Source organism: Streptomyces sp. NPDC005485 (assembly GCF_040606085.1).
In the GTDB taxonomy this organism is placed as follows: domain Bacteria; phylum Actinomycetota; class Actinomycetes; order Streptomycetales; family Streptomycetaceae; genus Streptomyces.
This window is the reverse complement of sequence record NZ_JBEXDZ010000123.1, coordinates 1-22742: the sequence shown is the minus strand read 5'-3', so window position 1 is coordinate 22742 and position 22742 is coordinate 1. Positions and strand designations below refer to the sequence as shown.

Below are 22742 nucleotides of genomic sequence, written 5' to 3'. Positions count from 1 at the left end.
GTGGAACTCGCACAGGTAAGGCTGCTCGTCTCGGACTTTCCCGCCTGCTACCACTTCTACGCCGAAGTCCTCGGCCTCAAGCCCCAGTCCGGGGCGACGGAGGGGCCCTACGAGAAGTTCAGCCCCGCCATAGGCTCGGCGGGCATCGCCCTCCAGGACCGCTCGATGATGGCCGAGGTCCTCGGGGAACTGGGCGACTCGGCGACCGGCCACCGCTCGCTGGTGGTGCTGCGCGTCGACGACCTGGACGCCCACTGCGAGGCCGTCGCCTCCCGCGGCGGGGAGATCGTGCACGGCCCGGCCCCCATGACCGACCGTATGCGCGTGGCCCACCTCAAGGACCCGGAGGGCAACCTCGTGGAGCTTCAGGAGTGGCTGCTGCTGCGCAGCGGCTGACCAGCGCGTCCAACGACGGCCGGCCGCCGGGCTCACCGGCGTACGCGTACGCCGGATTGTGACTTGAGCGGGGACGGAGTGGCCGCATGCGGTCTACCGCGGCGGCCGCGGCAGTGGCACCCTGCCGTCTATGGGGGCATTGAGGCGTATACGGCACCGGACGGGACGCAGGCAGGCGCTGGCCGCGCTGGGGCTCGGAGTGGCCGGGGTGTTCGGTGTGACGGCGTGCGAGCCCACGGACGGGCTGAGTTCCGCGGCGGTGTCGTACACCACCGACCAGACCGCGACGAAGGAACTCGAGCGGCAGCACGTGGACGTCAACTGGCTCACCTGCACGGCCAGTTACGGCGGCGCCAACAAGGCGTACACGCCGGGTAGGACGCCCTCCAGGAGTGCGGACACCGTTGCCCATGTCGACTGCCGGGGGGAGACGTCCGACGGGCGTGACATCACCGTCAAGGGCAGGGTCACCCGGGCGGTCGACGGTGCGTGCGTGCGCGGGGACCTGCGGGCCACGGTGGGGGGCAAGGAGTGGTTCCATGTCAGTGGCCTCGGCAACTGCGACGCCGCCGCCACTCCGAGGTACACCCCGCCGGTGACCTACCGGCCGTCGAACGGACAGCCGGGCCCCACGGTGACCGTCACGGAGACCGTGTGGTGCAAGGGCGACCCGACCTGCTGGCCGGCCCAGGGCAAGTGACACAACCGGATCAAGTGACAGAAACCCCTGTCCAGGGGCGCTGCCGCTGCATAGGGTGATCGGGTGACACCGTCTGCAGCGTCATCACCGGCCGCCCAGTCCACGCCGTCCACGTCGTCCGCGCAGGCCGCGCCGGCCACCCCGTCCGGGTATCTCCGGTTTCCGCATCTGCACGGCGAGTTGGTGGTCTTCACCGCCGAGGACGACGTCTGGGCGGCCGTCCTCGACGGTCCGGGCCGGGCCTGGCGGGTCAGCGCCGACAACACCCCGGCGACCCACCCCCGCATCTCCCCGGACGGCACGACCGTCGCCTGGACCTCCACCCGCGACGGGGCGGCCGAGGTGCACGCCGCCTCTCTCGACGGCGGCCCGGCCAAGCGGCTGACGTACTGGGGCGGTTCACGGACGCAGGTGCGCGGCTGGACCCCCGACGGGAAGGTCCTCGCCCTCAGCGCGGTCGGGCAGGCGAGCCTGCGGCGCACCTGGGCGCACGCCGTCCCGCTCGACGGCGGACCCGCGACCACCCTTCCGTACGGGCCCGTCGGCGACGTCGCGCACCGGCCGGACGGACCGGGTGTTCTGCTGCTGTCCGCCCCCATGGGCCGCGAGGCCGCCTGGTGGAAGCGGTACCGGGGCGGCACGGCGGGCAAGTTGTGGATCGACCGGGAGGGGGACGGCGAGTTCGTACGGCTCCACGAGGACCTCGACGGGAACATCGAGTACCCCTTGTGGGTCGGCGCGCGCGTCGCGTTCCTCTCCGACCACGAAGGCGTCGGGGCGCTGTACTCCTCCCTCGCCGATGGCTCGGATCTGCGGCGGCACACGGGAGTCGACGGCTTCTACGCCCGGCAGGCGGCCACCGACGGCAACCGGGTGGTGTACGCGTCCGCCGGTGAACTGTGGCTGCTCGACGACCTGGACGGCGCCGAACCGCGCCGCCTCGACCTCCGCCTCGGCGGGCAGCGCGTCGACCTCCAGCCGCACCCGGTGAACGCGGCCCGCTGGTTCGGCGCCGCCGCCCCCGACCACACCGCGCGCGGCAGCGCCGTCGCCGTACGCGGCGCCGTCCACTGGGTCACCCACCGCTCGGGCCCCACCCGCGCCCTCGCCGCCGAGCACGGCGTGCGCGCCCGGCTGCCCCGCACCTTCCGCGCCGAGGGCGAGGAGCACGTGGTGTGGGTGACGGACGCCGAGGGCGACGACGCCCTGGAGTTCGCCCCCGCGACCGGCGTCGCCCCCGGGGCCATCCCGCGACGGCTCGCCGCCGGGCAGCTCGGGCGCGTCCTCGGGCTCGCCATGGCACCCGACGGCAGCCGCGCCGCCGTCGCCTCGCACGACGGACGGGTCCTGCTCGTCGAGCGGGAGACCGGAGAGGTCCGCGAGGTCGACCGCAGCGAGGACGGCGACGTCACCGGCCTCGTCTTCTCGCCGGACTCGGCCTGGCTCGCCTGGTCGCACCCGGGACCGCGCCCGCTGCGCCAGCTCAAGCTCGCCAACACCGCCGACCTGTCGGTGACCGAGGCGACCCCGCTGCGCTTTCGCGACTACGCGCCCGCCTTCACGCTCGACGGCAAACACCTGGCGTTCCTCTCCGCCCGCTCCTTCGACCCCGTCTACGACGAACACGTCTTCGACCTGGCGTTCGTGGGCGGTTCACGCCCGCATCTGATCACCCTGGCCGCGACGACGCCCTCGCCCTTCGGACCGCAGCGCCACGGCCGGCCCTTCGAAGCCCCGGACAAGGACGAGACGCCCGACAGCGAGGGCACTCCCACCACCCGGATCGACCTAGACGGACTCGCCGACCGCATCGTCCCCTTCCCCGTCGAGGCCGCCCGCTACTCGGGCCTTCGGGCGGCCAAGGACGGCGTGCTGTGGCTGCGCCACCCGGTGCGCGGCGTGCTGGGCGCCTCCCGCGCCACCCCCGACGACCCGGACCCGCTCACCGAGCTGGAGCGCTACGACCTCGCCCAGCAGCGCATCGAGCACCTCGCCGCCGACGCCGACCACTTCGCCGTCAGCGGCGACGGCAAGCGCGTCCTGCTGTGGACCGACAGCAAGCTCAAGGTCGTACCGAGCGACCGACGCGCCTCCAACGGCGAGGACAGCGACACCAACATCACCGTCGACCTCTCCCGCGTACGGCAGACCGTCGACCCGGCCGCCGAGTGGCGCCAGATGTACGACGAGGCCGGCCGCCTCATGCGCGACAACTTCTGGCGGCCCGACCTCGGCGGCGCCGACTGGGACGCCGTACTGGAGCGCTACCGGCCCGTCCTCGAACGGCTCGCCACCCACGACGACCTCGTCGACCTCCTCTGGGAGGTGCAGGGCGAACTCGGCACCTCGCACGCCTACGTCAGCCCGCGCGGCGGCGGAGGCGGCGGGGACCGGGCGCAGGGCCTCCTCGGGGCGGACATCTCGCGTCACGAGGACGGCAGTTGGCGCATCGACCGCATCCTGCCCTCGGAGACGTCCGACCCCGACGCGCAGGCACCGCTCGCCGCGCCGGGTGTCGCGGTGCGTGCCGGGGACGCGATCGTCGCGGTCGGCGGACAGGCCGTCGACCCCGTCGCCGGGCCCGGTCCGCTGCTCGTCGGGACGGCCGGAAAGCCGGTCGAGCTGACCGTCTCCCCGTCCGGCGGCGGCGACCTGCGGCACGCGGTGGTCGTGCCGACCGCCGACGAGGAGCCGCTGCGGTACCACGCGTGGGTCGCCGACCGGCGCGCCTATGTCCACGAGAAGTCCGGCGGCCGCCTCGGCTATCTGCACGTGCCCGACATGGTCGGCTCCGGCTGGGCCCAGCTCCACCGCGACCTGCGGATCGAGGTGGCCCGGGAGGGGCTCGTCGTGGACGTCCGCGAGAACCGCGGCGGCCACACCTCCCAGCTCATCGTCGAGAAGCTGGCCCGGCGCATCGTCGGCTGGGACCTCCCGCGCGGCATGCGGCCCTACAGCTACCCGGAGGACGCGCCCCGCGGCCCCGTCGTCGCCGTCGCCAACGAGTTCTCCGGCTCCGACGGCGACATCGTCAACGCGGCGATCAAGGCGCTCGGCATCGGGCCCGTGGTGGGCACGCGGACATGGGGCGGGGTGGTGGGCATCGACAGCCGCTACCGGCTCGTCGACGGCACGCTCGTCACCCAGCCCAAGTACGCCTTCTGGCTGGAGGGGTACGGATGGGACGTGGAGAACCACGGCGTCGACCCCGACGTGGAGGTGGTGCACGCCCCGCAGGATTACGCCGCCGGGCGGGACGCCCAGCTCGACGAGGCGATCCGGATCGCGCTTGCCGCACTTGCGGAGCACCCGGCGAAGGCTGCGCCCGCTTTGCCGGAGGAGTAAGGCACCCGGAGTGGGTGTGGTCGTACCTGGGGGCTGCCGCCCCCGGACCCCCGCTTTCGGCCTGAACGGCCTCGTCCTCAAACGCCGGACGGGCTGAAAGACCGGACGGGAGTAAACGCCGATACGATGCCGACGTAATGATCAGCGGGCGTTGAGGAGGCACACGCATGGCGGGAGAGCCGCAGGACGACTGCCTGTTCTGCAAGATCGTCGCGGGGCAGATTCCGGCGACCCTGGTCAGGGAGACGGAGACGACCGTCGCGTTTCGTGACATAAACCCCCAGGCGCCCACCCACGTCCTGGTCATCCCCAAGGTGCACCACCCGGACGCGGCGTCCCTCGCCGCCGCCGAGCCCGGCATCGCCGCCGACGTGCTCCGCGAGGCCGGTGAGGTCGCGGCCGACGAGAAGCTGGACAGCTACCGCATCGTGTTCAACACGGGCAGCGGCGCGGGCCAGACCGTCTGGCACGCGCACGCGCACGTTCTGGGCGGCCGCGGCCTGCAGTGGCCTCCGGGGTAAGTGACCTTGTCCGTACGTGAATTGGTGGTGCTCGGCACCGCCAGCCAGGTCCCGACCCGGCACCGCAACCACAACGGTTACCTGCTGCGCTGGGACGGCGAGGGCCTTCTCTTCGACCCCGGCGAGGGCACCCAGCGGCAGATGCTGCGTGCCGGGGTCGCCGCGCACGACCTGCACCGGATCTGCGTCACGCACTTCCACGGCGACCACTCGCTCGGTCTCGCCGGGGTGATCCAGCGCATCAACCTCGACCGGGTGCCGCACGAGATCACCGCGCACTATCCGCGCTCGGGGCAGCGGTTCTTCGACCGGCTGCGGTACGCGACGGCGTACCGCGAGACCGTCGCGCTCACCGAGGCGCCGGTCGCCGCCGACGGCGTCCTCGCCACGACCTCCGGGTACTGCCTGGAGGCGCGGAAGCTGTCCCATCCCGTCGAGTCCTACGGGTACCGGCTCGTCGAGCCCGACGGTCGGCGCATGCTGCCCGAGCGGCTCGCCGCGCACGGGATCAAGGGGCCGGACGTCGGGCGGATCCAGCGGGAGGGCTCCCTCGGGGGCGTCACGCTCGACGACGTCAGCGAGGTGCGGCGCGGGCAGCGGTTCGCGTTCGTCATGGACACCCGGCTGTGCGAGGGGGTGCACGCGCTCGCCGAGGGATGCGACCTGCTCGTCATCGAGTCGACGTTCCTCGACGAGGACGTCCAACTTGCCTCCGATCACGGGCATCTGACAGCCGGTCAGGCCGGGACGGTCGCGCGGGACGCCGGTGTGCGGCATCTCGTGCTCACGCACTTCAGTCAGCGCTACTCGGACCCGGAGGAGTTCGAGCGGCAGGCGCGGGCCGCCGGGTTCGAGGGAGAGCTGACCGTGGCCCGCGATCTGCAACGGGTGCCGGTTCCGAAACGGCAATAAAACACCCGTACTATGCTGCGATGCCCCTCCCCAAAGCTGAACTCCACCTGCACATCGAAGGCACTCTCGAACCCGAGCTCGCCTTCGCGCTCGCCGCGCGCAACGGCGTCGAGCTGCCGTACGCGGACACCGAAGAGCTGCGCAAGGCGTACCTCTTCGACGACCTCCAGTCGTTCCTGAACCTCTATTACGAGTTGATGGCCGTCCTGCGCACCGAGCAGGACTTCGCCGACCTCGCCGACGCCTATCTCGCGCGCGCCGCCGCGCAGGGCGTGCGGCACGCGGAGATCTTCTTCGATCCGCAGGCCCACATCGCCCGTGGGGTGGGGATGGGGACCGTCGTCGAGGGGCTGTGGCGGGCCCTTGGGCGCAGCGAGGAGACGCACGGCGTGTCCACCCAGCTGATCATGTGCTTCCTGCGGGACCAGTCCGCCGAGTCGGCCATGGACACGCTGGAGGCCGCGAAGCCCCACCTCGGCCGGATCGTCGGCATCGGCCTCGACTCCGCCGAGGTCGGCCACCCGCCGGTCAAGTTCCGCGAGGTGTACGAGGCCGCCGCCGCGCTCGGCCTGCGCCGTGTCGCCCACGCGGGCGAGGAGGGGCCGCCGGCGTACATCACCGAGGCCCTGGACATCCTCGGCGTCGAGCGCATCGACCACGGGCTGCGCTGCATGGAGGACGCCGAGCTCGTCGAGCGGCTCGTGCGGGAGCGGGTGCCGCTGACGCTCTGCCCGCTGTCGAACGTGCGGCTGCGCGCGGTGGACGTCCTCGCGGACCACCCGCTGCCCGCCATGCTCGACGCCGGGCTGCTGTGCACCGTCAATTCCGACGATCCCGCGTACTTCGGCGGCTACGCCGGGGACAACTTCGACGCCGTGGGCGCGGCGCTCGGGCTCGGGCCGGAGCGGTTGCGGGAGCTGGCCCGCAACTCCTTCGTCGCCTCCTTCCTGGAGCACGACGAGGAGCGGCGGGCCCGGTACATCGCCGAGGTCGAGGCGTACGAGTTCACGTAGGACCTGTATCGCGAAGTACCTGTTTCGCGAAGTACCTGTTTCGCGTAGGACCCACATGGGTCCGGGCCCCGGTGCGGCTGCTGCCTGCCGGGGCCCTGCCGTGTCCGTGTCGGGGGGAGGGCGGCGGAGGGGCGCATTGACGGTTCTTGTTCGTCTCTCTAATCTTCGTATTCATATGTGGATGGCGTTTACGTACGGAGATGGAGTCGGGTCCTGATGAGTACGGGTGCGGGAAGCGTTGTCGGGCGGTTGCGTCAGGGGATGGCGGAGGGCGTTCTGTCGTTTCCGCTGACCAGCTTTCATGGGGACGGCTCTCTGGATCTCGACGGCTTCCGTACGCATGTCGCGGCGCAGGTCGACGCCGGGCCCGGTGCTCTCTTTCCCGCCTGCGGCACCGGGGAGTTCTTCTCGCTGGACGAGGACGAGTACCGGCAGGTCGTCGCGGCGGCGGTCGAGGTGGCCGCCGGCCGCGTTCCGGTCGTCGCCGGGACCGGGTACGGATGGGCGCAGGCCGCCCGGTTCGCGCGCATCGCCGAGGACGCCGGGGCCGACGCCCTGCTCGTGCTGCCGCACTATCTCGTCGCCGCGCCCGAGAGCGGGCTCGTGGCGCAGCTGGAGCATATCGCCGCCCGGACACGGCTGCCGCTCATCGCCTATCAGCGTGGCCAAGTCGCCTTCAGCGGCAACGGGTTGAGGGAGATCGCGCGGATTCCCGGAGTCATCGGGCTGAAGGACGGGCACAGCGACCTGGACCGGCTGCAGCGGCTCACCCTTGCCGCGCCCGAGGGTTTCCTGTTCTTCAACGGAGCCTCGACCGCCGAGATCCAGGCGCGGGCGTACGCCACCGTCGGCGTCCCCGCCTACTCGTCCGCCGTGCACGCCTTCGCCCCCGAGATCGCCGGTGCCTTTCATGCGGCGCTGCGGGAGGGGGACGGCGGGACCGTGGAGAAGCTCCTGCGGGACTTCTACGTTCCGTTCGTCGAACTGCGTGACCGGGTGCCCGGATACGCCGTGTCGCTGGTCAAGGCCGCCGCGCGGCTGCGGGGGCTGCCGGTGGGGCCCGTTCGCGCGCCGCTCGTCGATCCCTCGGCCGCCGACCTGGCGGACCTCACGCCCCTTCTGACCGCCGGACTCGACCTCGTGGGAGCCGCTCTGTGAACCTCACCATCACGGACGTACGGCTGACGCCGATCCTGGTCGCCGACCCGCCCCTCCTCAACACGCAGGGCGTGCACCAGCCGTACACGCCGCGGCTGATCGTGGAGGTGGTGACCGCCGACGGTGTCACCGGAGTCGGGGAGACGTACGGCGACAGCAAGTACCTGGAGTTGGCACGGCCGTTCGCGGAGAAGCTGACGGGCCATCAAGTCAGTGATCTGAACGGCCTGTTCACTCTCGCGGACCAGGTCGCCGTCGACGGGTCCCGAGTCTCCGGACAGGTCGACGTCGGCGGCCTGCGGGGCGTGCAGACCGCCGACAAGCTCCGGCTGTCCGTCGTCTCCGGGTTCGAGGTCGCCTGTCTGGACGCGCTCGGCAAGGCGCTCGGGCTGCCCGTGCACGCGCTGCTCGGCGGCAAGGTGCGCGAGACCGTGGAGTACAGCGCGTACCTGTTCTACAAGTGGGCCGGCCATCCGGAAGGCCTCGCCGCCGAGAAGGACGACTGGGGTGCGGCCGTCGATCCCGCCGGAGTCGTCGAGCAGGCGCGGAAGTTCAAGGAGCGGTACGGGTTCACCTCGTTCAAGCTCAAGGGCGGGGTCTTTCCGCCCGACGAGGAGATCGCGGCCGTAAGGGCGCTCGCCGAGGCCTTTCCCGGGCATCCGCTGCGCCTGGACCCCAACGGTGCCTGGTCCGTGGAGACTTCGGTCAAGGTCGCGCAGGAGATCGGGGACGTACTCGAATACCTGGAGGACCCCGCGCTCGGTACCCCGGCGATGGCCGAGGTGGCCGCGCGCACGTCCGTGCCGCTCGCCACCAACATGTGCGTGACGACCTTCGCCGAGATCGAGGAGGCCTTCACCAAGGGCGCCGTCCAGGTGGTGCTGTCGGACCACCACTACTGGGGCGGACTGCGCAACACCCGTGAACTCGCCGCCGTCTGCCGGACGTTCGGCGTCGGGGTCTCCATGCACTCCAACACCCATCTGGGAATCAGCCTCGCGGCCATGACCCACGTCGCGTCCACGGTTCCCGATCTCCACCACGCCTGCGACTCCCACTACCCCTGGCAGTCCGAGGACGTACTGACCGAGCGCCTCACCTTCGAGGGCGGCTGCGTGACGGTGTCCGACGCGCCCGGCCTCGGCGTCGAGCTCGACCGCGACAAGCTGGCGTTCCTGCACCGCAGGTGGCTGGACGACGACGGCTCGCTGCGGGAACGGGACGACGCGGCGGCGATGCGGATCGCGGACCCCACGTGGGTCACCCCGGCCGTTCCGCGCTGGTAGGACCCCCGAGGCCCCGCGAGGAGGCGGGGGCGGCGCGGCGGGCGGCACGCGCGGGATCGCCGTCGCCCACCGGGAGGCGTGGTGCACACTGGCCTGAACCGCACCATGTTCAGGGAGCGCCTCGTGACCGCGTCCAACGGAGAGCGACCGTACAGCCAGTCCCAGGTCGACCCGCTCGCCGGGCTGCGCACTCCTCAGGACCCGCCCTGGGACGTCTATCTCACGGGCACCGTCTTCCTCGACATCGTCTTCACCGGCCTCGACTCCGCCCCCGTGCGCGGCACCGAGTCCTGGGCCCGCGGCATGGGATCGAGCCCCGGCGGCGTCGCCAACATGGCCACCGCGCTGGCCCGGCTCGGACTGCGCACGTCACTCGCGGCGGCCTTCGGGGACGACCACTACGGGGAGTACTGCTGGGACGCGCTGGCCCAGGGCGAGGGCATCGACCTCTCCCCGTCGCGCACGGTGCCCGGCTGGCACTCTCCGGTCACCGTGTCGATGGCGTACGAGGGTGAGCGCACCATGGTCAGCCACGGGCACGAGCCGCCGCCCGAGGAGCCCGCGCCCGACTGCCCGCCCCGGGCGCGCGCCGCCGTCGCCTCGCTGACGCCCGGTGTGCGCGCACCGTGGATCGCCGAGGCCGCCCGCGCGGGCACCCGGATCTTCGCCGACGTCGGCTGGGACGACACCGGCCGCTGGGACCTCGCCGGGCTCGCCGACCTCGCGCACTGCGAGGCGTTCCTGCCCAACGCCGAGGAGGCCATGCGGTACACCGGGGCCGACTGCCCGAGAGCGGCCGCCCAGGCCCTCACCGCACACGTGCCGCTCGCCGTGGTGACCCTCGGTGCCGAGGGCGCGTACGCCGTGGACGGCCGGACCGGCGAGACCGCAGAGGTCCCCGCGATCGCCGTCGAGGCCCTGGACCCGACCGGCGCCGGTGACGTCTTCGTCGCCGGGTTCGTCATGGGCACCCTCGCCGACTGGCCCCTCGCCGACCGCCTCGCCTTCGCCGGGCTGACCGCCGCCCTGTCCGTGCAGGAGTTCGGCGGCTCGCTGTCGGCCCCCGGCTGGAACGAGATCGCCGCGTGGTGGCGCCGCGTCCAGTCCTACGACGACCAGGAACCGACCGCGCTGCGCCGCTACGCCTTCCTGGAGGGCCTCATCCCCGAGGTCACGCGGCCGTGGCCGCTGCGCCGCGCGGTCCCCACGATCGGGTTCGGCCGGTCGGCCTAGAGCGCCGCGCCTCCACGCCCCGATGATGCCGCCCCGGAAAAGCCCTACGGGGTTGTCAGTGCACCGTCGTACTCTTGGCAGTGCAAGGCTGTCGAGCGGGCGCGAGCCCCCGCAAGAGGAGGATGGTCAGGCCTTCATAGCCGGCCCATGACTCAGACACCCACAGCTCAGACCCCCGCGCAGGAGCAGGCCCGAGCGCACTTCACCGTCCCGGCCAAGCACCCCATGGTGACCGTGCTGGGTTCGGGAGACGCCCTCCTGCGCGTGATCGAGAAGGCCTTCCCGGCGGCCGACATCCATGTCCGGGGCAATGAGATCAGCGCGGTCGGCGACGCGGCGGAAGTCGCCCTCGTCCAGCGTCTGTTCGCAGAGATGATGCTCGTGCTCCGCACCGGGCAGCCGATGACGGAGGACGCCGTGGAACGCTCGATTGCCATGCTCAGAGCGGGCGAGAACGGGGAGGGCGACGGACCCGAGACCCCCGCCGAGGTGCTCACGCAGAACATCCTGTCCTCGCGTGGCCGCACCATCCGCCCCAAGACGCTCAACCAGAAGCGGTACGTCGACGCGATCGACAAGCACACGATCGTGTTCGGCATCGGCCCCGCCGGTACCGGAAAGACCTACCTCGCCATGGCCAAGGCCGTGCAGGCCCTCCAGTCCAAGCAGGTCAACCGGATCATCCTGACCCGGCCGGCCGTCGAGGCCGGTGAGCGGCTGGGCTTCCTGCCGGGCACGCTGTACGAGAAGATCGACCCCTACCTGCGCCCGTTGTACGACGCGCTGCACGACATGCTCGACCCGGACTCGATCCCGCGGCTGATGGCGGCCGGCACGATCGAGGTCGCGCCGCTGGCGTACATGCGCGGCCGTACGCTCAATGACGCCTTCATCATCCTGGACGAGGCGCAGAACACCAGCGCCGAGCAGATGAAGATGTTCCTCACCCGCCTCGGCTTCGACTCGAAGATCGTGATCACGGGCGATGTCACGCAGGTCGACCTGCCCAGCGGCACCAAGTCGGGTCTGCGACAGGTCCAGGACATCCTGGACGGCCTCGACGACGTCCACTTCTCGCGGCTCACCTCCCACGATGTCGTACGGCACAAGCTGGTCGGCCGTATCGTCGACGCGTACGAGAAGTACGACAGCGAGAACGGCACCGAGAACGGCTCCCGCCAGGGCGGCCGCGGCAGGGCCGTACACAAGGGGAAGTAGACCAGCACGACCATGTCGATCGACGTCAACAACGAGTCCGGAACCGAGGTCGACGAGCAGGCGATCCTCGACATCGCCCGCTACGCGCTCGCGCGGATGCGCATCCACCCGCTCTCCGAGCTCTCGGTGATCGTCGTGGACGCCGACGCCATGGAGCAGCTCCACATCCAGTGGATGGACCTGCCCGGTCCGACGGACGTCATGTCCTTCCCGATGGACGAACTGCGTCCGCCGGCGAAGGACGACGACGAGCCGCCGCAGGGGCTGCTCGGCGACATCGTGCTCTGCCCGGAGGTCGCCGAGCAGCAGGGCAAGGACGCCGAGACGCAGCACTCCATGGACGAGGAGCTCCAGCTCCTCACCGTCCACGGAGTGCTGCACCTCCTCGGTTACGACCACGAGGAGCCCGACGAGAAGGCCGAGATGTTCGGCCTGCAGGCCGCCATCGTGGACGGCTGGCGCGCGGAGAAGGGCCTCACCGGCCCGTCCCCGGCGCCGACCGTGTCATGAGCGCCCAGATCGTCGTAGGTGCCATAGCACTGGTCGTCGTCGCCTGGCTCGCCGCCTGCGCGGAGGCGGGCCTCGCGCGCGTCTCCAGCTTCCGGGCCGAGGAGGCCGTGCGGTCCGGGCGGCGCGGCAGCGCGAAGCTCGCCCAGGTCGCCGCCGACCCGACCCGCTATCTGAACGTGGCGCTGCTGGTGCGCGTGGCCTGCGAGATGGCGGCCGCCGCGCTCGTCACCTACGAGTGCCTGCAGGAGTTCGACCGGACCTGGCAGGCCCTCGCGGTCGCCATCGGCGTGATGGTCCTCGTCTCGTACGTCGCCGTCGGCGTCTCCCCGCGCACCATCGGCCGCCAGCACCCGATGAACACGGCGACGGCGGCCGCGTACGTCCTGCTGCCGCTCGCGCGCGTGATGGGACCGATCCCGCCCCTGCTGATCCTCATCGGCAACGCGCTCACCCCCGGCAAGGGCTTCCGCCGCGGCCCCTTCGCCTCCGAGGCCGAGCTGCGTGCGCTGGTCGACCTCGCCGAGAAGGAGTCCCTCATCGAGGACGAGGAGCGCCGCATGGTGCACTCCGTCTTCGAGCTGGGCGACACCCTCGTACGCGAGGTGATGGTCCCGCGTACCGACCTCATCGTCATCGAGCGGTACAAGACCATCAGGCAGGCGCTGACGCTCGCGCTCAGGTCGGGCTTCTCCCGCATCCCCGTCACCGGGGAGAACGAGGACGACGTCGTCGGGATCGTCTATCTGAAGGACCTGGCCCGCAAGACGCACATCAGCCGGGACGCCGAGAGCGAGCTGGTGTCGACGGCCATGCGGCCCGCCGCCTTCGTGCCCGACACGAAGAACGCCGGCGACCTGCTGCGCGAGATGCAGCAGGACCGCAACCACGTCGCCGTCGTCATCGACGAGTACGGCGGCACGGCCGGCATCGTCACCATCGAGGACATCCTCGAGGAGATCGTCGGCGAGATCACCGACGAGTACGACCGCGAACTCCCGCCGGTCGCCGACCTCGGCGACAACCGCTACCGGGTGACCGCCCGCCTCGACATCGGCGACCTCGGCGAGCTGTACGGCTTCGAGGCGTACGACGACGAGGACGTGGAGACCGTCGGCGGACTGCTCGCCAAGGCCCTCGGACGCGTCCCGATCGCCGGAGCCTCCGCGCTGGTCGAACTGCCCGACGGGCAGGAGCTGCGGCTGACGGCGGAGACCGCGGCCGGCCGCCGGAACAAGATCGTGACCGTGCTCGTCGAGCCGCTGGGCCCGGTGGAGCCGCCCGAGGAGGAGAAGCCGGAGTGACCCCGCAGGAACTGCGCACGTTCTGCCTGTCCTTCAACGAGACCGTCGAGGACTTCCCCTTCCGGCCGGAGGTCTCGGTCTTCAAGGTCCTGGGCAAGCTCTTCGCGCTCACCACGCTGGACGCGCGCCCGCTCACGGTCAACCTGAAGTGCGATCCGGACGACGCGGTCAGGCTCCGCGAGGAGTACCCGGGGCTGATCATCCCCGGGTACCACATGAACAAGCGGCACTGGAACACGGTGACGGTCGACGGCGAGCTCCCGGACCGGGTGGTCCGGGAGCTCGTCGAGGACTCCTACGACCTGGTCGTCGCCGGTCTGCCGAGGGCTCAGCGCCTCCGCCTCGACCGGCCCTGACTATGCTCTGGGCATGACCGACAGCAGCGCGCTCGACCCCGAGGACCGCAAGATCGTGACCCTGGCCCGTTCCGCGCGGGCCCGCAACGGGGTGCCCGAGGGGGCGGCCGTACGCGATGAGACGGGGCGTACGTATGTCGCCGGGACGGTTTCGCTGGAGTCGTTGCAACTGAGTGCGTTGCGGACGGCTGTTGCCATGGCGGTGGCTTCGGGGGCGAAGTCGCTTGAGGCGGCGGCTGTGGTGACCGGGGCGGAGGGTGTCTCCGTGGAGGATCTTGCCGCTGTGCGGGACCTTGGCGGGGTCGGGACGCCGGTGCTTGTCGCCGGGCCCGACGGGGCGGTACGGGTGACGGTGGCCGCGGGCTGAGTTTTTCGCCCCCTCCGCCCCTTCCCTTCCCGTTGTTCTGGGGGCTTCGCCCCCTTTCCCCCCTGTCGCGCTTCGCGCTCGTCCTCAAACGCCGGACGGGCTTAAAAACCTTGCTCGTCCTCGAACGCCGGACGGGCTGAAAGACCTCGCTCGTCCTCGAACGCCGGACGGGCTGCAGGGTCGGCCGGAATTCAACCTTGTTGTTTTGCGGCTCTCGCGTGTCAATGGAACCGCAAGTTCCGACGGACCGTCAGATTCCATGTCGGGCAGTGTGTTCGCACCCACCTGCCACGCGGGGTCCGTCGGTGTGTATCTCCCGTCCATCCCCACATGGCAGTTCCCAGATACGGGAAGGGAGCCTCACCCCATGAGAGGCAAGCGAATCGGAACAGGTGCGGCCGTGCTGATCGGGACCCTCGCGGTCTCCGGGCTCGCGCTCGCGCCCACCGCCGTCGCCGTCACCCCACAGACGGCGACGATCACCGCCGACTGCGGAAGCTTCGGCGGCGGCGAGGCCACACTCACCGCCACCCAGGACGGCACCGCGGCCACCGTCACGGTCACGTCGTCCGCGATCACCGCGCCCATCGCCCTGGCGCAGGACTCGATCAGCTCCACCCTCACGCTGGTGAAGGCGAGCGGTGGCACCACCGCCTTCAGCGGCACGAAGAACCCGGCCATGGCGGCCGGTGACAGCGTCACGGTCGGACCGCTCGACGGCACCGTGGCCTCCGGGGACAGCCTGGAGGCCTACGGTGGTTCACTGCAGATGACCGTCCTCGGCTTCACCATCACCTGTACGGCGACCGGGCCGCAGGCCCCGGGACCGTTCGTGTTCGACTGAGCAGCGCGCCCGTCGAGCGCGGTCCTCGCCCTCAGAGGGCGTCGGGGCCGCGCTCCCCGGTGCGTACCCGCACCACGGTCTCCACCGGCAGCGCCCACACCTTCCCGTCGCCGATCTTCCCCGTCCGCGCGGCCTTGACGATCGCGTCGATGACGGTGTCCGAGTCGGCGTCGTCGACGACGACCTCGATGCGGACCTTGGGCACGAGGTCGACCTGGTACTCGGCGCCGCGGTACACCTCGGTGTGGCCGCGCTGACGCCCGTACCCGCTGGCCTCGGTCACGGTCAGGCCGTGCACCCCGATTTCCTGGAGCGCGTTCTTGACCTCGTCGAGGCGGTACGGCTTGACGATCGCGGTGATGAGCTTCATGCCTGGGTCTTGACCTTCTGAGTGGCGGTGGCGGACGCGGAGACCGGGGCGCCATGGCCCAGGACCCCGTGATCGTAAGCCGTCTCGGCGTGCACCGTAAGGTCCAGACCCGTGTGCTCGTGGTCCGCGTCCGCCCGCAGGCCCATGACCTTGTCGAGCAGCTTCCCGATGCCGTACGTGACGGTGAAGGCGTACGCCCCGACGGCCAGGACGGCGACCAGCTGCTTGCCGAGCTGGCCGAGCCCGCCGCCGTAGAACAGTCCCTCCGCGCCGCCGGTCATCTCGGCGGTCGCGAACAGGCCGATCAGGAGCGTGCCGATGATTCCGCCGACCAGGTGGACGCCGACGACGTCCAGCGAGTCGTCGTAGTTCAGCCTGAACTTCCAGCTCACGGCGTACGAGCAGACCACGCCGGCGGCGAGGCCGACGACCAGCGCCCCGACGAGGGAGACCGAGCCGCAGGACGGGGTGATGGCGACCAGGCCCGCGACCGCGCCGGAGGCGGCGCCCAGGGTGGTCGGGTGGCCGTCGCGCCGCTGCTCCACGAAGAGCCAGCCGAGCAGGCCGGTGCAGCCGGCGGCGAGGGTGTTGAGGAAGGCGGCCGCGGCCAGGCCGTTGGCGCCCAGGGCCGAGCCCGCGTTGAAGCCGAACCAGCCGAACCACAGCAGGCCCGCGCCCAGCATCACCATCGGCAGGTTGTGCGGGCGCATGGCGTCCTTCTTGAAGCCCAGCCGCGGGCCCAGGACCAGGCACAACGCCAGTCCGGAGGCGCCCGAGGTGATCTCGACCGGCAGACCGCCCGCGAAGTCCAGCCCGCCGAGCTTCTCCAGGATCCAGCCACCGGGGCCCCACACCCAGTGCGCGACGGGAACGTATACGAGCAGCGCCCAGAGCGGCACGAAGACCAGCCACGCCCCGAACTTCGCCCGGTCGGCGATCGCGCCGCTGATCAACGCGGCCGTGATGATCGCGAAGGTCAGCTGGAAGGTGGCGAACAGGAGCGTGGGGACCGTGCCGTGGACGCTGTCCGGGCCGAGGCCCGCCATTCCGGCGTGGCCGAGGCCGCCGATCAGCCCGCCGAACGCGTCGTCGCCGAACGCGAGGGAGTAGCCGGCGAGCAGCCACACCACCGTGACCAGGGCGATCGACACGAAGCTCATCATCAGCATGTTGAGGACGCTCTTCGTGCGGACCATGCCGCCGTAGAAGAGGGCGAGGCCCGGGGTCATCAACAGGACGAGCGCGGTGGCGGCGAGCAGCCAGGCGGTGTCACCGGTGTCCAGGTGCGCGGCGGCGAGGGGCACGGTTGTCTCCAACGGTGTGGGGGCTCGTCAGAGGGTCACCGGTGCGCGTTTCCGGCTGTGCACGGGCGCGTTTCGGGCGTGTTTCGTGTTGCGCGGGGGTTTCCGGAAGCTCACCGGGCACGGTCGGGTGCCCGTACGGGGCCTCGGCGTGCGGCGGGTGCCTGTGGATCAGGGACAATGGGCGCCATGAGCGTTCGTACCCCGTCATCCGAGCCGTCGGAGCCCTCCGGAGCTCCCCACCGCGCCGGCTTCGCCTGCTTCGTGGGCCGCCCCAACGCGGGCAAGTCCACCCTCACGAACGCTCTGGTCGGGCAGAAGGTCGCGATCACCGCGGACCAGCCGCAGACCACGCGGCACACCGTGCGGGGCATCGTGCACCGGCCCGACGCCCAGCTGATCCTGGTCGACACCCCCGGGCTGCACAAGCCGCGCACGCTGCTCGGTCAGCGGCTCAACGACATCGTGCGGACCACCTGGGCCGAGGTCGACGTCATCGGGTTCTGCCTGCCCGCGAACGAGAAGCTCGGTCCCGGTGACCGGTTCATCGCGAAGGAGCTGGCGTCGATCAAGAAGACGCCGAAGATCGCGATCGTCACGAAGACCGACCTCGTCGAGAGCAAGGCGCTCGCCGAGCAGCTCATCGCGATCGACCAGCTCGGCAAGGAGCTGGGGTTCGAGTGGGCGGAGATCGTGCCCGTGTCGGCGGTCGGCGACCAGCAGATCGGCCTGCTCGCGGACCTGATCGTGCCGTTGCTCCCGGAGGGACCGGCGCTCTATCCCGAGGGTGACCTCACCGACGAGCCCGAGCAGGTCATGATCGCGGAGCTCATCCGCGAGGCCGCGCTGGAGGGCGTGCGGGACGAGCTGCCGCACTCCATCGCCGTGGTCGTCGAGGAGATGCTGCCCCGCGAGGACCGGCCCGCGGACCGGCCGCTGCTCGACATCCACGCGTTCGTCTACATCGAGCGGCCCAGCCAGAAGGGCATCATCATCGGCCCCAAGGGCAAGCGCCTGAAGGACGTCGGCATCAAGTCCCGCAAGCAGATCGAGGCGTTGCTGGGCACGCCGGTCTTCCTGGATCTTCATGTGAAGGTCGCGAAGGACTGGCAGCGGGATCCCCGGCAGTTGCGGAAGCTGGGGTTCTAGGCACCCCTCGGGGGCGGGCGCTCAGCCCCGGCTGCTTTCGCTCGGTGTCAGGTCCTGCAGGCCCACCACCCGGAGCAGTTGCAGGCGCTCGTACGACTCGGTGCCCGGGCGCGCCGTGTGGATGATCAGCAGCTGGTGGTGCTCGTCGCTGAGCAGGACCTCGCAGTCCAGCTCCAGCAGGCCGACCAGGGGGTGCTGGAAGCGCTTCGTCGACGCGCGGCGCACCGCCACCTCGTGGTCGTCCCACAGGCGCGCGAACTCCTCGCTTCCCGCGCGTAGTTCGGCCACGAGTGCGGCCGGCTCCGGGTCGTCGGGGCGGGCCGCCGCCACCGCCCGCAGGTTCGCCGCATGGGCGCGCGCGTGCGCCGGGAAGTCCTCCGGCGGGATGAGGTCACGCGCGGCCGGGTCCAGGAAGAAGCGGCGGACCAGGTTGCGCTCCCGTGGCGGGCGGGCGGACACGTCCCCGCTCAGCGCCCTCGACATCGCGTTCTGCGCCAGTACGTCACCGCAGTCGCTCATCACCATCGCCGGGGTGTCGTGCAGCCGGTCCAGGACCAGCAGCAGACCGGGGCGTACGTGCGCGGACGTGCTCCCGCGGCGCGGTGGCTCCTCGCCCGCCAGATGGAACAGATGGTCCAGTTCGTCGTCCGTCAGGCGCAGGGCGCGGGCCAGCGCCGTCAGCATCTGGCGGGACGGGCGCGGGCCACGCGACTGTTCCAGGCGGGTGTAGTAGTCCACGGACATGCCGGCCAGCTGCGCCACCTCTTCGCGGCGCAGGCCGGGTGTACGGCGGCGGGCGCCGGGCGCCAACCCCACGTCGGAGGGGTCCAGGCGGGCACGGCCACGGCGCAGGAAGTCGGCGAGTTCGGCTCGGTTCACCCCTCCAGGCTGCGGCAACCCGCGCGCGTTATCCAGGGACTGCCGGTCCCCTGATCGACGGGTCTCTCCCGGTCGCCCCCGCTCGGTCCGAGAGTGGTGGCACCGGACCGAGAGGAACAGGGGAACAGATCATGCTGACACTGGTGACGGGTACGACGGGACAGGTCGGCCGCCGCTTCGTACCGAGGCTGCTGGCGCAGTCCCGGCCCGGAGAACAGGTGCGGGTGCTGGTGCGGGACGCGGCGCGCGGGGAGCGGTTCGCGGAGCTGGGCGCCGAGGTCGTCGTCGGCGATCTGCGGGACGCGGAGGCGCTCGGCAAGGCGGTGGCCGGGGTGGACGCGGTCGTGAACGTCGCGGCGGCCTTCCGCGGGGTGCCGGACGAGGAGGCGCGGGCCGTCAACCGGGACGCGGCAGTGGAGCTCGGGCGGGCGGCGCTGGCTGCCGGTGTGCGGAGGTTCGTGCAGCTCAGCACGGGGCTGGTGTACGGCGCCGGACGGGGCCGCCCGCTGACCGAGGACGACGAGAGCCGGCCCGGCGGGACGATGTGGGGCGCCTACACCGAGTCCAAGGTCGCGGCCGAGCGGGAACTGCTGGCCCTGGAGGGCCTGGACGTGCGCGTCGGGCGGCTCCCCTTCGTCTATGGAGAGGGCGATCCGCACCTCGCCCAGTCCCTGATGTGGGCCCGGAGCTGGGCGGCCGCCCAACGGCTGCACATGGGCCATCACGCGGACGTCGCCCAGGCGCTGCTGCGCATCCTGCACGCGCCGGGAATCGGCGGACGGATCTACAACATCGCCGACGACGCCCCTGTCACGGCGGTCGAGCTGCACCAGCTCAACGGCGTCGAGGTCCCCGACGACCTGTACACCCGCACCGATCCCGACCCGTGGACCGGGATCTTCTCCACCGGGCGCATCCGCCGCGAACTCGGCTACCGCCCGCTGTACCCCAGCGTCTACACGGCCCGGGACGCCGGCGCCCTGTGAGAGCCCGTGCCCTCACTCCACCCCTCTGATCCGCCGCACCAGCAGGGCCCCCGCCAGCCCGATCACGGCCGCCACCAGATACAGCACCCGGTAGCCGCCCAGATACGTGACGATCGGTGCCGCCAGGGCGGGGGCGGCGACCTGGGGCAGGGCATTGGCGACGTTGATGACGCCGAGGTCCTTGCCGCGGTCCACGGCCTTCGGCAGGACGTCCGTCATCAGGGCGAAGTCGACGGACGTGAAGACGCCGAAGCCGACGCCCAGCACCGCCGCCGCGACGAGCGCGCCCGCCCAGGTCTGCCACCCGGCGAGGGCGGCCGTGGCGAGCGCCATCAGCACGCCGGACCAGATCACGAACGGCTTGCGGCGCCCGACCCGGTCTGACCAGGCACCGCCGACCACGACCGTCGCGAGGAGCGTCACACCGTTGACCGCGGTGAGGATGAGGACGCCCTGCTCCGGGTCGTGGTGGTGCAGGCGGTCCCGCAGGTAGTAGAGCAGGTAGAGCAGCACGAGCGCGTTGCTCAGGTTGATCAGGAAGCGGGTCAGCCAGGCCCAGCCGAGGTCCGGGTGGCGGCGGGGGCTCAGCCAGAAACCGGCGAGGAAGTCCCGCCAGGACCAGGGCGGCCGCGCGGACACCGGCAGCCGCAGATCCTCGTACTTCAGCACGTACGGCAGCACACCGACGAGCGTGAACACCGCGCACGCCGCGTAGCCCGCCCCGACGCCCCCGGCCGCGGTCGCAAGGCCCGTGCCGCCGACCACGCCGAGGATCTGCGCGGCTCCCAACCAGCCGCCCACGGAGCCCCGTTGGAGCCTCGGCACCCGGTCCGGGACGGCTGCCGTGACCGCGGCGAAGGCGGCGTTCAGTGTCAGCTGGACCAGGCACCAGCCCAGCGCCATCGTCCACACCCCGCCCGCCCCCGCGAGCAGCAGCAGGGCCAACGCCCCGCTTGCCGTCCCGGCCACGATCCAGGGCGTACGGCGGCCGCGGCGGGCCGTCGTACGGTCGGACAGGGCCCCGAAGACCGGGTTGGCGACCAGGGAGACGAGCGCGCCCGCGCCGGTGACCCAGGCGAGCATCGTCTCCTTGGACATGCCGGTGCCTGGCGCGAAGTCCTCGGCCTGGGAGGCGAGCAGGATCTGCAGCGGGCCGTACCAGCCCACCCAGATCGCCCCGTTGGCGAGCGACAGGGCCGAGGTCCAGCCGCGGCCGACGCGCTCCACGGGCTCGGCGAGCGCGTCCGGTCCCGGCGCCGCCGACGGCTCCCGCGAGGTCGCGGTCATCTCTGCGCCCGCAGCACGTTCCGAAGCCAGCCGTACGACGCCTTCGGGGTCCGCTCCAGCGTGTCGGGATGCTCGAAGTCCACGTGCACGAGGCCGAAGCGGCGGGCGTATCCCTCCGCCCACTCGAAGTTGTCCAGCAGCGACCACACGAAGTAGCCGCGTACGTCGACGCCGGCCTCCGACGCCCGGTGCAGCGCGCGGATGTGGCCGTCCAGGTAGGCGATCCGGTCCTGGTCGTCGATGCCCTCGTAGGAGCAGCCGTTCTCGGTGATGACGATCGGCGGGAGTCGGTCGGCGTAGCGGCCCCGGAAGCCGGTGAGCAGTTCCGTCAGCCCCTCCGGGACCACGGGCCAGCCGAAGTCGGTGACCGGCACCCCCTCGATCTCCCTTACGGAGAAGGGGAGTTCTGCGGGGAGGGTGAGTCCGCCGAACTCGATCTCGGAGCCCTGCGGGGCGCCCACCCGGGTCGGCGCGTAGTAGTTGATGCCGTACCAGTCCAGCGGTTCCCCGATGACCTTGAGGTCGGCCTCGACGTCGCCCGGCATCAACTCGCCGATGCCCTCCGGGTACTGGCCGAGCAGGACGGGGTCGGCGAACAGGCGGTTCAGCAGGACGTCGTAGAACTCGGCCGCCTCCAGGTCCGCCGGTTCCTGTGACGCCGGCCAGGTCGGGCCGTGCGAGTTGGCGATCCCGATGTCCGTCGCCCCGGCGGCGCGCAGCGCCCGTACGGCCAGGCCGTGGGCGAGGAGTTGGTGGTGGGCGACCGGCAGCGCGTCGAAGAGCAGCTGCTTGCCGGGGGCGTGGGCGCCGAGCGCATGGCCGAGCAGGGTGTGCTCGGCGGGCTCGTTGAGGGTGATCCACTTGCCGACGCGGTCGCCGAGCCGGGCGGCGACGACGCTCACGTACTCGGCGAAACGGGAGGCCGTGTCCCGCTCCAGCCAGTCGAGCGTGACCGGCAGGTCCCAGTGGAAGAGCGTCGGCACGGGACGGATGCCCGCGCCGCACAGCTCGTCCACCAGCCGGTCGTAGAAGTCGAGGCCGCCGGGGGAGTTCACCCGGGGCCAGGAGATCGAGAAGCGGTAGGCGTCCACGCCGAGGTCGGCGAGGAGCGCGACGTCCTCGGGGTAGCGGTGGTAGTGGTCGCAGGCCACCGCCGCGGTGGTGCCGTCCTTCACCCGCCCTTCCTGGGCGGTGAAGGCATCCCAGACGGAGGGGTCGCGTTCGTCCGCGGCCCCCTCGATCTGGTGAGCGGAGGTGGACACGCCCCAGAGGAAGCCGGACGGGAACTGCGGGAGGGGGTTCGTCGCCATGCGCGCGATCATCCGTACCGGCGGTAACAGAAGTCAACGCCCGGGCGTGAAGTGCGAGTTACGGGTCTCGGGGGTGCGCACGCGGAGTGGTGGCCCTCCTGTCTCGCGGCTGCGGGCCGCATGTGGCTGGTCGCGCCCACGCGGCGGAGCCGCATATTGACACAGTCCCACGCCCCTGACGGGCGCTTCTCCCCGCGTATCGCTCCTAGGGGGTGTTTTGAAAGTCCCGCACAGCACCCGCGGCGCCCGGCACGCACCCTCGCCGCACCGGCCGAAGCCCCAAGTACGTCCAGTACGAGG

At 71.5% G+C, this 22742-nt stretch carries 22 protein-coding genes; 17 read left to right on the top strand and 5 right to left on the bottom strand.

All coding sequences use genetic code 11. The features are described from left to right. The 15 genes from ABZS97_RS32145 (at position 1) to ABZS97_RS32075 (ending at position 15160) form a co-directional block, all read left to right on the top strand. The gene (locus ABZS97_RS32145; protein WP_356143420.1) at positions 1 to 396 is read left to right on the top strand and encodes a VOC family protein; all 396 of its coding nucleotides are present in this window, start codon (positions 1 to 3) and stop codon (positions 394 to 396) included. A gap of 130 nt (positions 397 to 526) precedes the next feature. After that, positions 527 to 1096, top strand: a complete 570-nt coding sequence (locus tag ABZS97_RS32140; protein WP_356143418.1) for a hypothetical protein — start codon at positions 527 to 529, stop codon at positions 1094 to 1096. A gap of 183 nt (positions 1097 to 1279) precedes the next feature. Further along, on the top strand, positions 1280 to 4441 hold the full coding sequence (locus tag ABZS97_RS32135) for a S41 family peptidase (protein WP_356143438.1): 3162 nt from the start codon (positions 1280 to 1282) through the stop codon (positions 4439 to 4441). 167 nt (positions 4442 to 4608) lie between these two features. Next, a complete protein-coding gene (locus tag ABZS97_RS32130) occupies positions 4609 to 4962 on the top strand; it encodes a histidine triad nucleotide-binding protein (protein WP_356143416.1) in 354 nt (117 codons plus the stop codon). A 6-nt stretch (positions 4963 to 4968) separates the two neighbouring features. Further along, positions 4969 to 5874: a ribonuclease Z gene (locus ABZS97_RS32125; RefSeq protein ID WP_356143414.1), complete on the top strand. Its 906-nt coding sequence runs from the start codon at positions 4969 to 4971 to the stop codon at positions 5872 to 5874. A 20-nt stretch (positions 5875 to 5894) separates the two neighbouring features. Beyond that, the gene (locus tag ABZS97_RS32120; RefSeq protein ID WP_356143412.1) at positions 5895 to 6887 is read left to right on the top strand and encodes an adenosine deaminase; all 993 of its coding nucleotides are present in this window, start codon (positions 5895 to 5897) and stop codon (positions 6885 to 6887) included. 216 nt (positions 6888 to 7103) lie between these two features. Beyond that, positions 7104 to 8045 carry a 5-dehydro-4-deoxyglucarate dehydratase gene (locus ABZS97_RS32115; protein ID WP_356143410.1) on the top strand — a complete coding sequence of 314 codons (942 nt, stop codon included), beginning with the start codon at positions 7104 to 7106 and terminating at the stop codon, positions 8043 to 8045. Next, positions 8042 to 9331, top strand: coding sequence for a glucarate dehydratase family protein (locus tag ABZS97_RS32110; RefSeq protein ID WP_356143409.1), 1290 nt, complete (start codon positions 8042 to 8044; stop codon positions 9329 to 9331). The genes ABZS97_RS32115 and ABZS97_RS32110 overlap by 4 nt, the downstream gene beginning before the upstream one ends. A gap of 105 nt (positions 9332 to 9436) precedes the next feature. Further along, positions 9437 to 10564: a PfkB family carbohydrate kinase gene (locus ABZS97_RS32105; protein ID WP_356143435.1), complete on the top strand. Its 1128-nt coding sequence runs from the start codon at positions 9437 to 9439 to the stop codon at positions 10562 to 10564. Positions 10565 to 10711: 147 nt separating this feature from the next. Continuing rightward, positions 10712 to 11782: a PhoH family protein gene (locus ABZS97_RS32100; protein WP_356143407.1), complete on the top strand. Its 1071-nt coding sequence runs from the start codon at positions 10712 to 10714 to the stop codon at positions 11780 to 11782. 12 nt (positions 11783 to 11794) lie between these two features. Beyond that, on the top strand, positions 11795 to 12292 hold the full coding sequence (gene ybeY / locus ABZS97_RS32095) for an rRNA maturation RNase YbeY (RefSeq protein ID WP_356143404.1): 498 nt from the start codon (positions 11795 to 11797) through the stop codon (positions 12290 to 12292). Continuing rightward, positions 12289 to 13593: a hemolysin family protein gene (locus ABZS97_RS32090; protein ID WP_356143402.1), complete on the top strand. Its 1305-nt coding sequence runs from the start codon at positions 12289 to 12291 to the stop codon at positions 13591 to 13593. Before ybeY ends, ABZS97_RS32090 begins: the two co-directional genes overlap by 4 nt. Further along, positions 13590 to 13949, top strand: a complete 360-nt coding sequence (locus ABZS97_RS32085) for an MmcQ/YjbR family DNA-binding protein (RefSeq protein WP_356143400.1) — start codon at positions 13590 to 13592, stop codon at positions 13947 to 13949. Before ABZS97_RS32090 ends, ABZS97_RS32085 begins: the two co-directional genes overlap by 4 nt. A 13-nt stretch (positions 13950 to 13962) precedes the next feature. Next, entirely contained in the window at positions 13963 to 14316 is a 354-nt protein-coding gene (locus ABZS97_RS32080; RefSeq protein WP_356143398.1) for a cytidine deaminase, read from the top strand. Positions 14317 to 14683: 367 nt separating this feature from the next. Then, positions 14684 to 15160 carry a hypothetical protein gene (locus tag ABZS97_RS32075; RefSeq protein WP_356143396.1) on the top strand — a complete coding sequence of 159 codons (477 nt, stop codon included), beginning with the start codon at positions 14684 to 14686 and terminating at the stop codon, positions 15158 to 15160. 31 nt (positions 15161 to 15191) lie between these two features. Here ABZS97_RS32075 and ABZS97_RS32070 read toward each other — a convergent pair whose 3' ends face one another. Beyond that, positions 15192 to 15530: a P-II family nitrogen regulator gene (locus tag ABZS97_RS32070; RefSeq protein ID WP_356143394.1), complete on the bottom strand. Its 339-nt coding sequence runs from the start codon at positions 15528 to 15530 to the stop codon at positions 15192 to 15194. Then, the gene (locus ABZS97_RS32065) at positions 15527 to 16834 is read right to left on the bottom strand and encodes an ammonium transporter (RefSeq protein ID WP_356143392.1); all 1308 of its coding nucleotides are present in this window, start codon (positions 16832 to 16834) and stop codon (positions 15527 to 15529) included. The genes ABZS97_RS32070 and ABZS97_RS32065 overlap by 4 nt, the downstream gene beginning before the upstream one ends. Positions 16835 to 17011: 177 nt before the next feature. On the opposite strand from ABZS97_RS32065, the gene era reads away from it, so the two are divergent. After that, positions 17012 to 17980, top strand: a complete 969-nt coding sequence (gene era / locus ABZS97_RS32060; protein WP_356143390.1) for a GTPase Era — start codon at positions 17012 to 17014, stop codon at positions 17978 to 17980. Between the two features lie 21 nt (positions 17981 to 18001). On the opposite strand, the gene ABZS97_RS32055 is transcribed toward era, so the two are convergent. After that, positions 18002 to 18859, bottom strand: coding sequence for a helix-turn-helix transcriptional regulator (locus ABZS97_RS32055; RefSeq protein WP_356143388.1), 858 nt, complete (start codon positions 18857 to 18859; stop codon positions 18002 to 18004). Between the two features lie 131 nt (positions 18860 to 18990). On the opposite strand from ABZS97_RS32055, the gene ABZS97_RS32050 reads away from it, so the two are divergent. Further along, complete coding sequence (locus ABZS97_RS32050; RefSeq protein ID WP_356143386.1) at positions 18991 to 19845, top strand: NAD(P)-dependent oxidoreductase; 855 nt, start codon at positions 18991 to 18993, stop codon at positions 19843 to 19845. A gap of 12 nt (positions 19846 to 19857) precedes the next feature. On the opposite strand, the gene ABZS97_RS32045 is transcribed toward ABZS97_RS32050, so the two are convergent. Then, complete coding sequence (locus tag ABZS97_RS32045) at positions 19858 to 21132, bottom strand: MFS transporter (protein WP_356143384.1); 1275 nt, start codon at positions 21130 to 21132, stop codon at positions 19858 to 19860. Further along, positions 21129 to 22454, bottom strand: coding sequence for a GH1 family beta-glucosidase (locus ABZS97_RS32040; protein WP_356143382.1), 1326 nt, complete (start codon positions 22452 to 22454; stop codon positions 21129 to 21131). Before ABZS97_RS32040 ends, ABZS97_RS32045 begins: the two co-directional genes overlap by 4 nt. Positions 22455 to 22742: the final 288 nt, after the last annotated feature.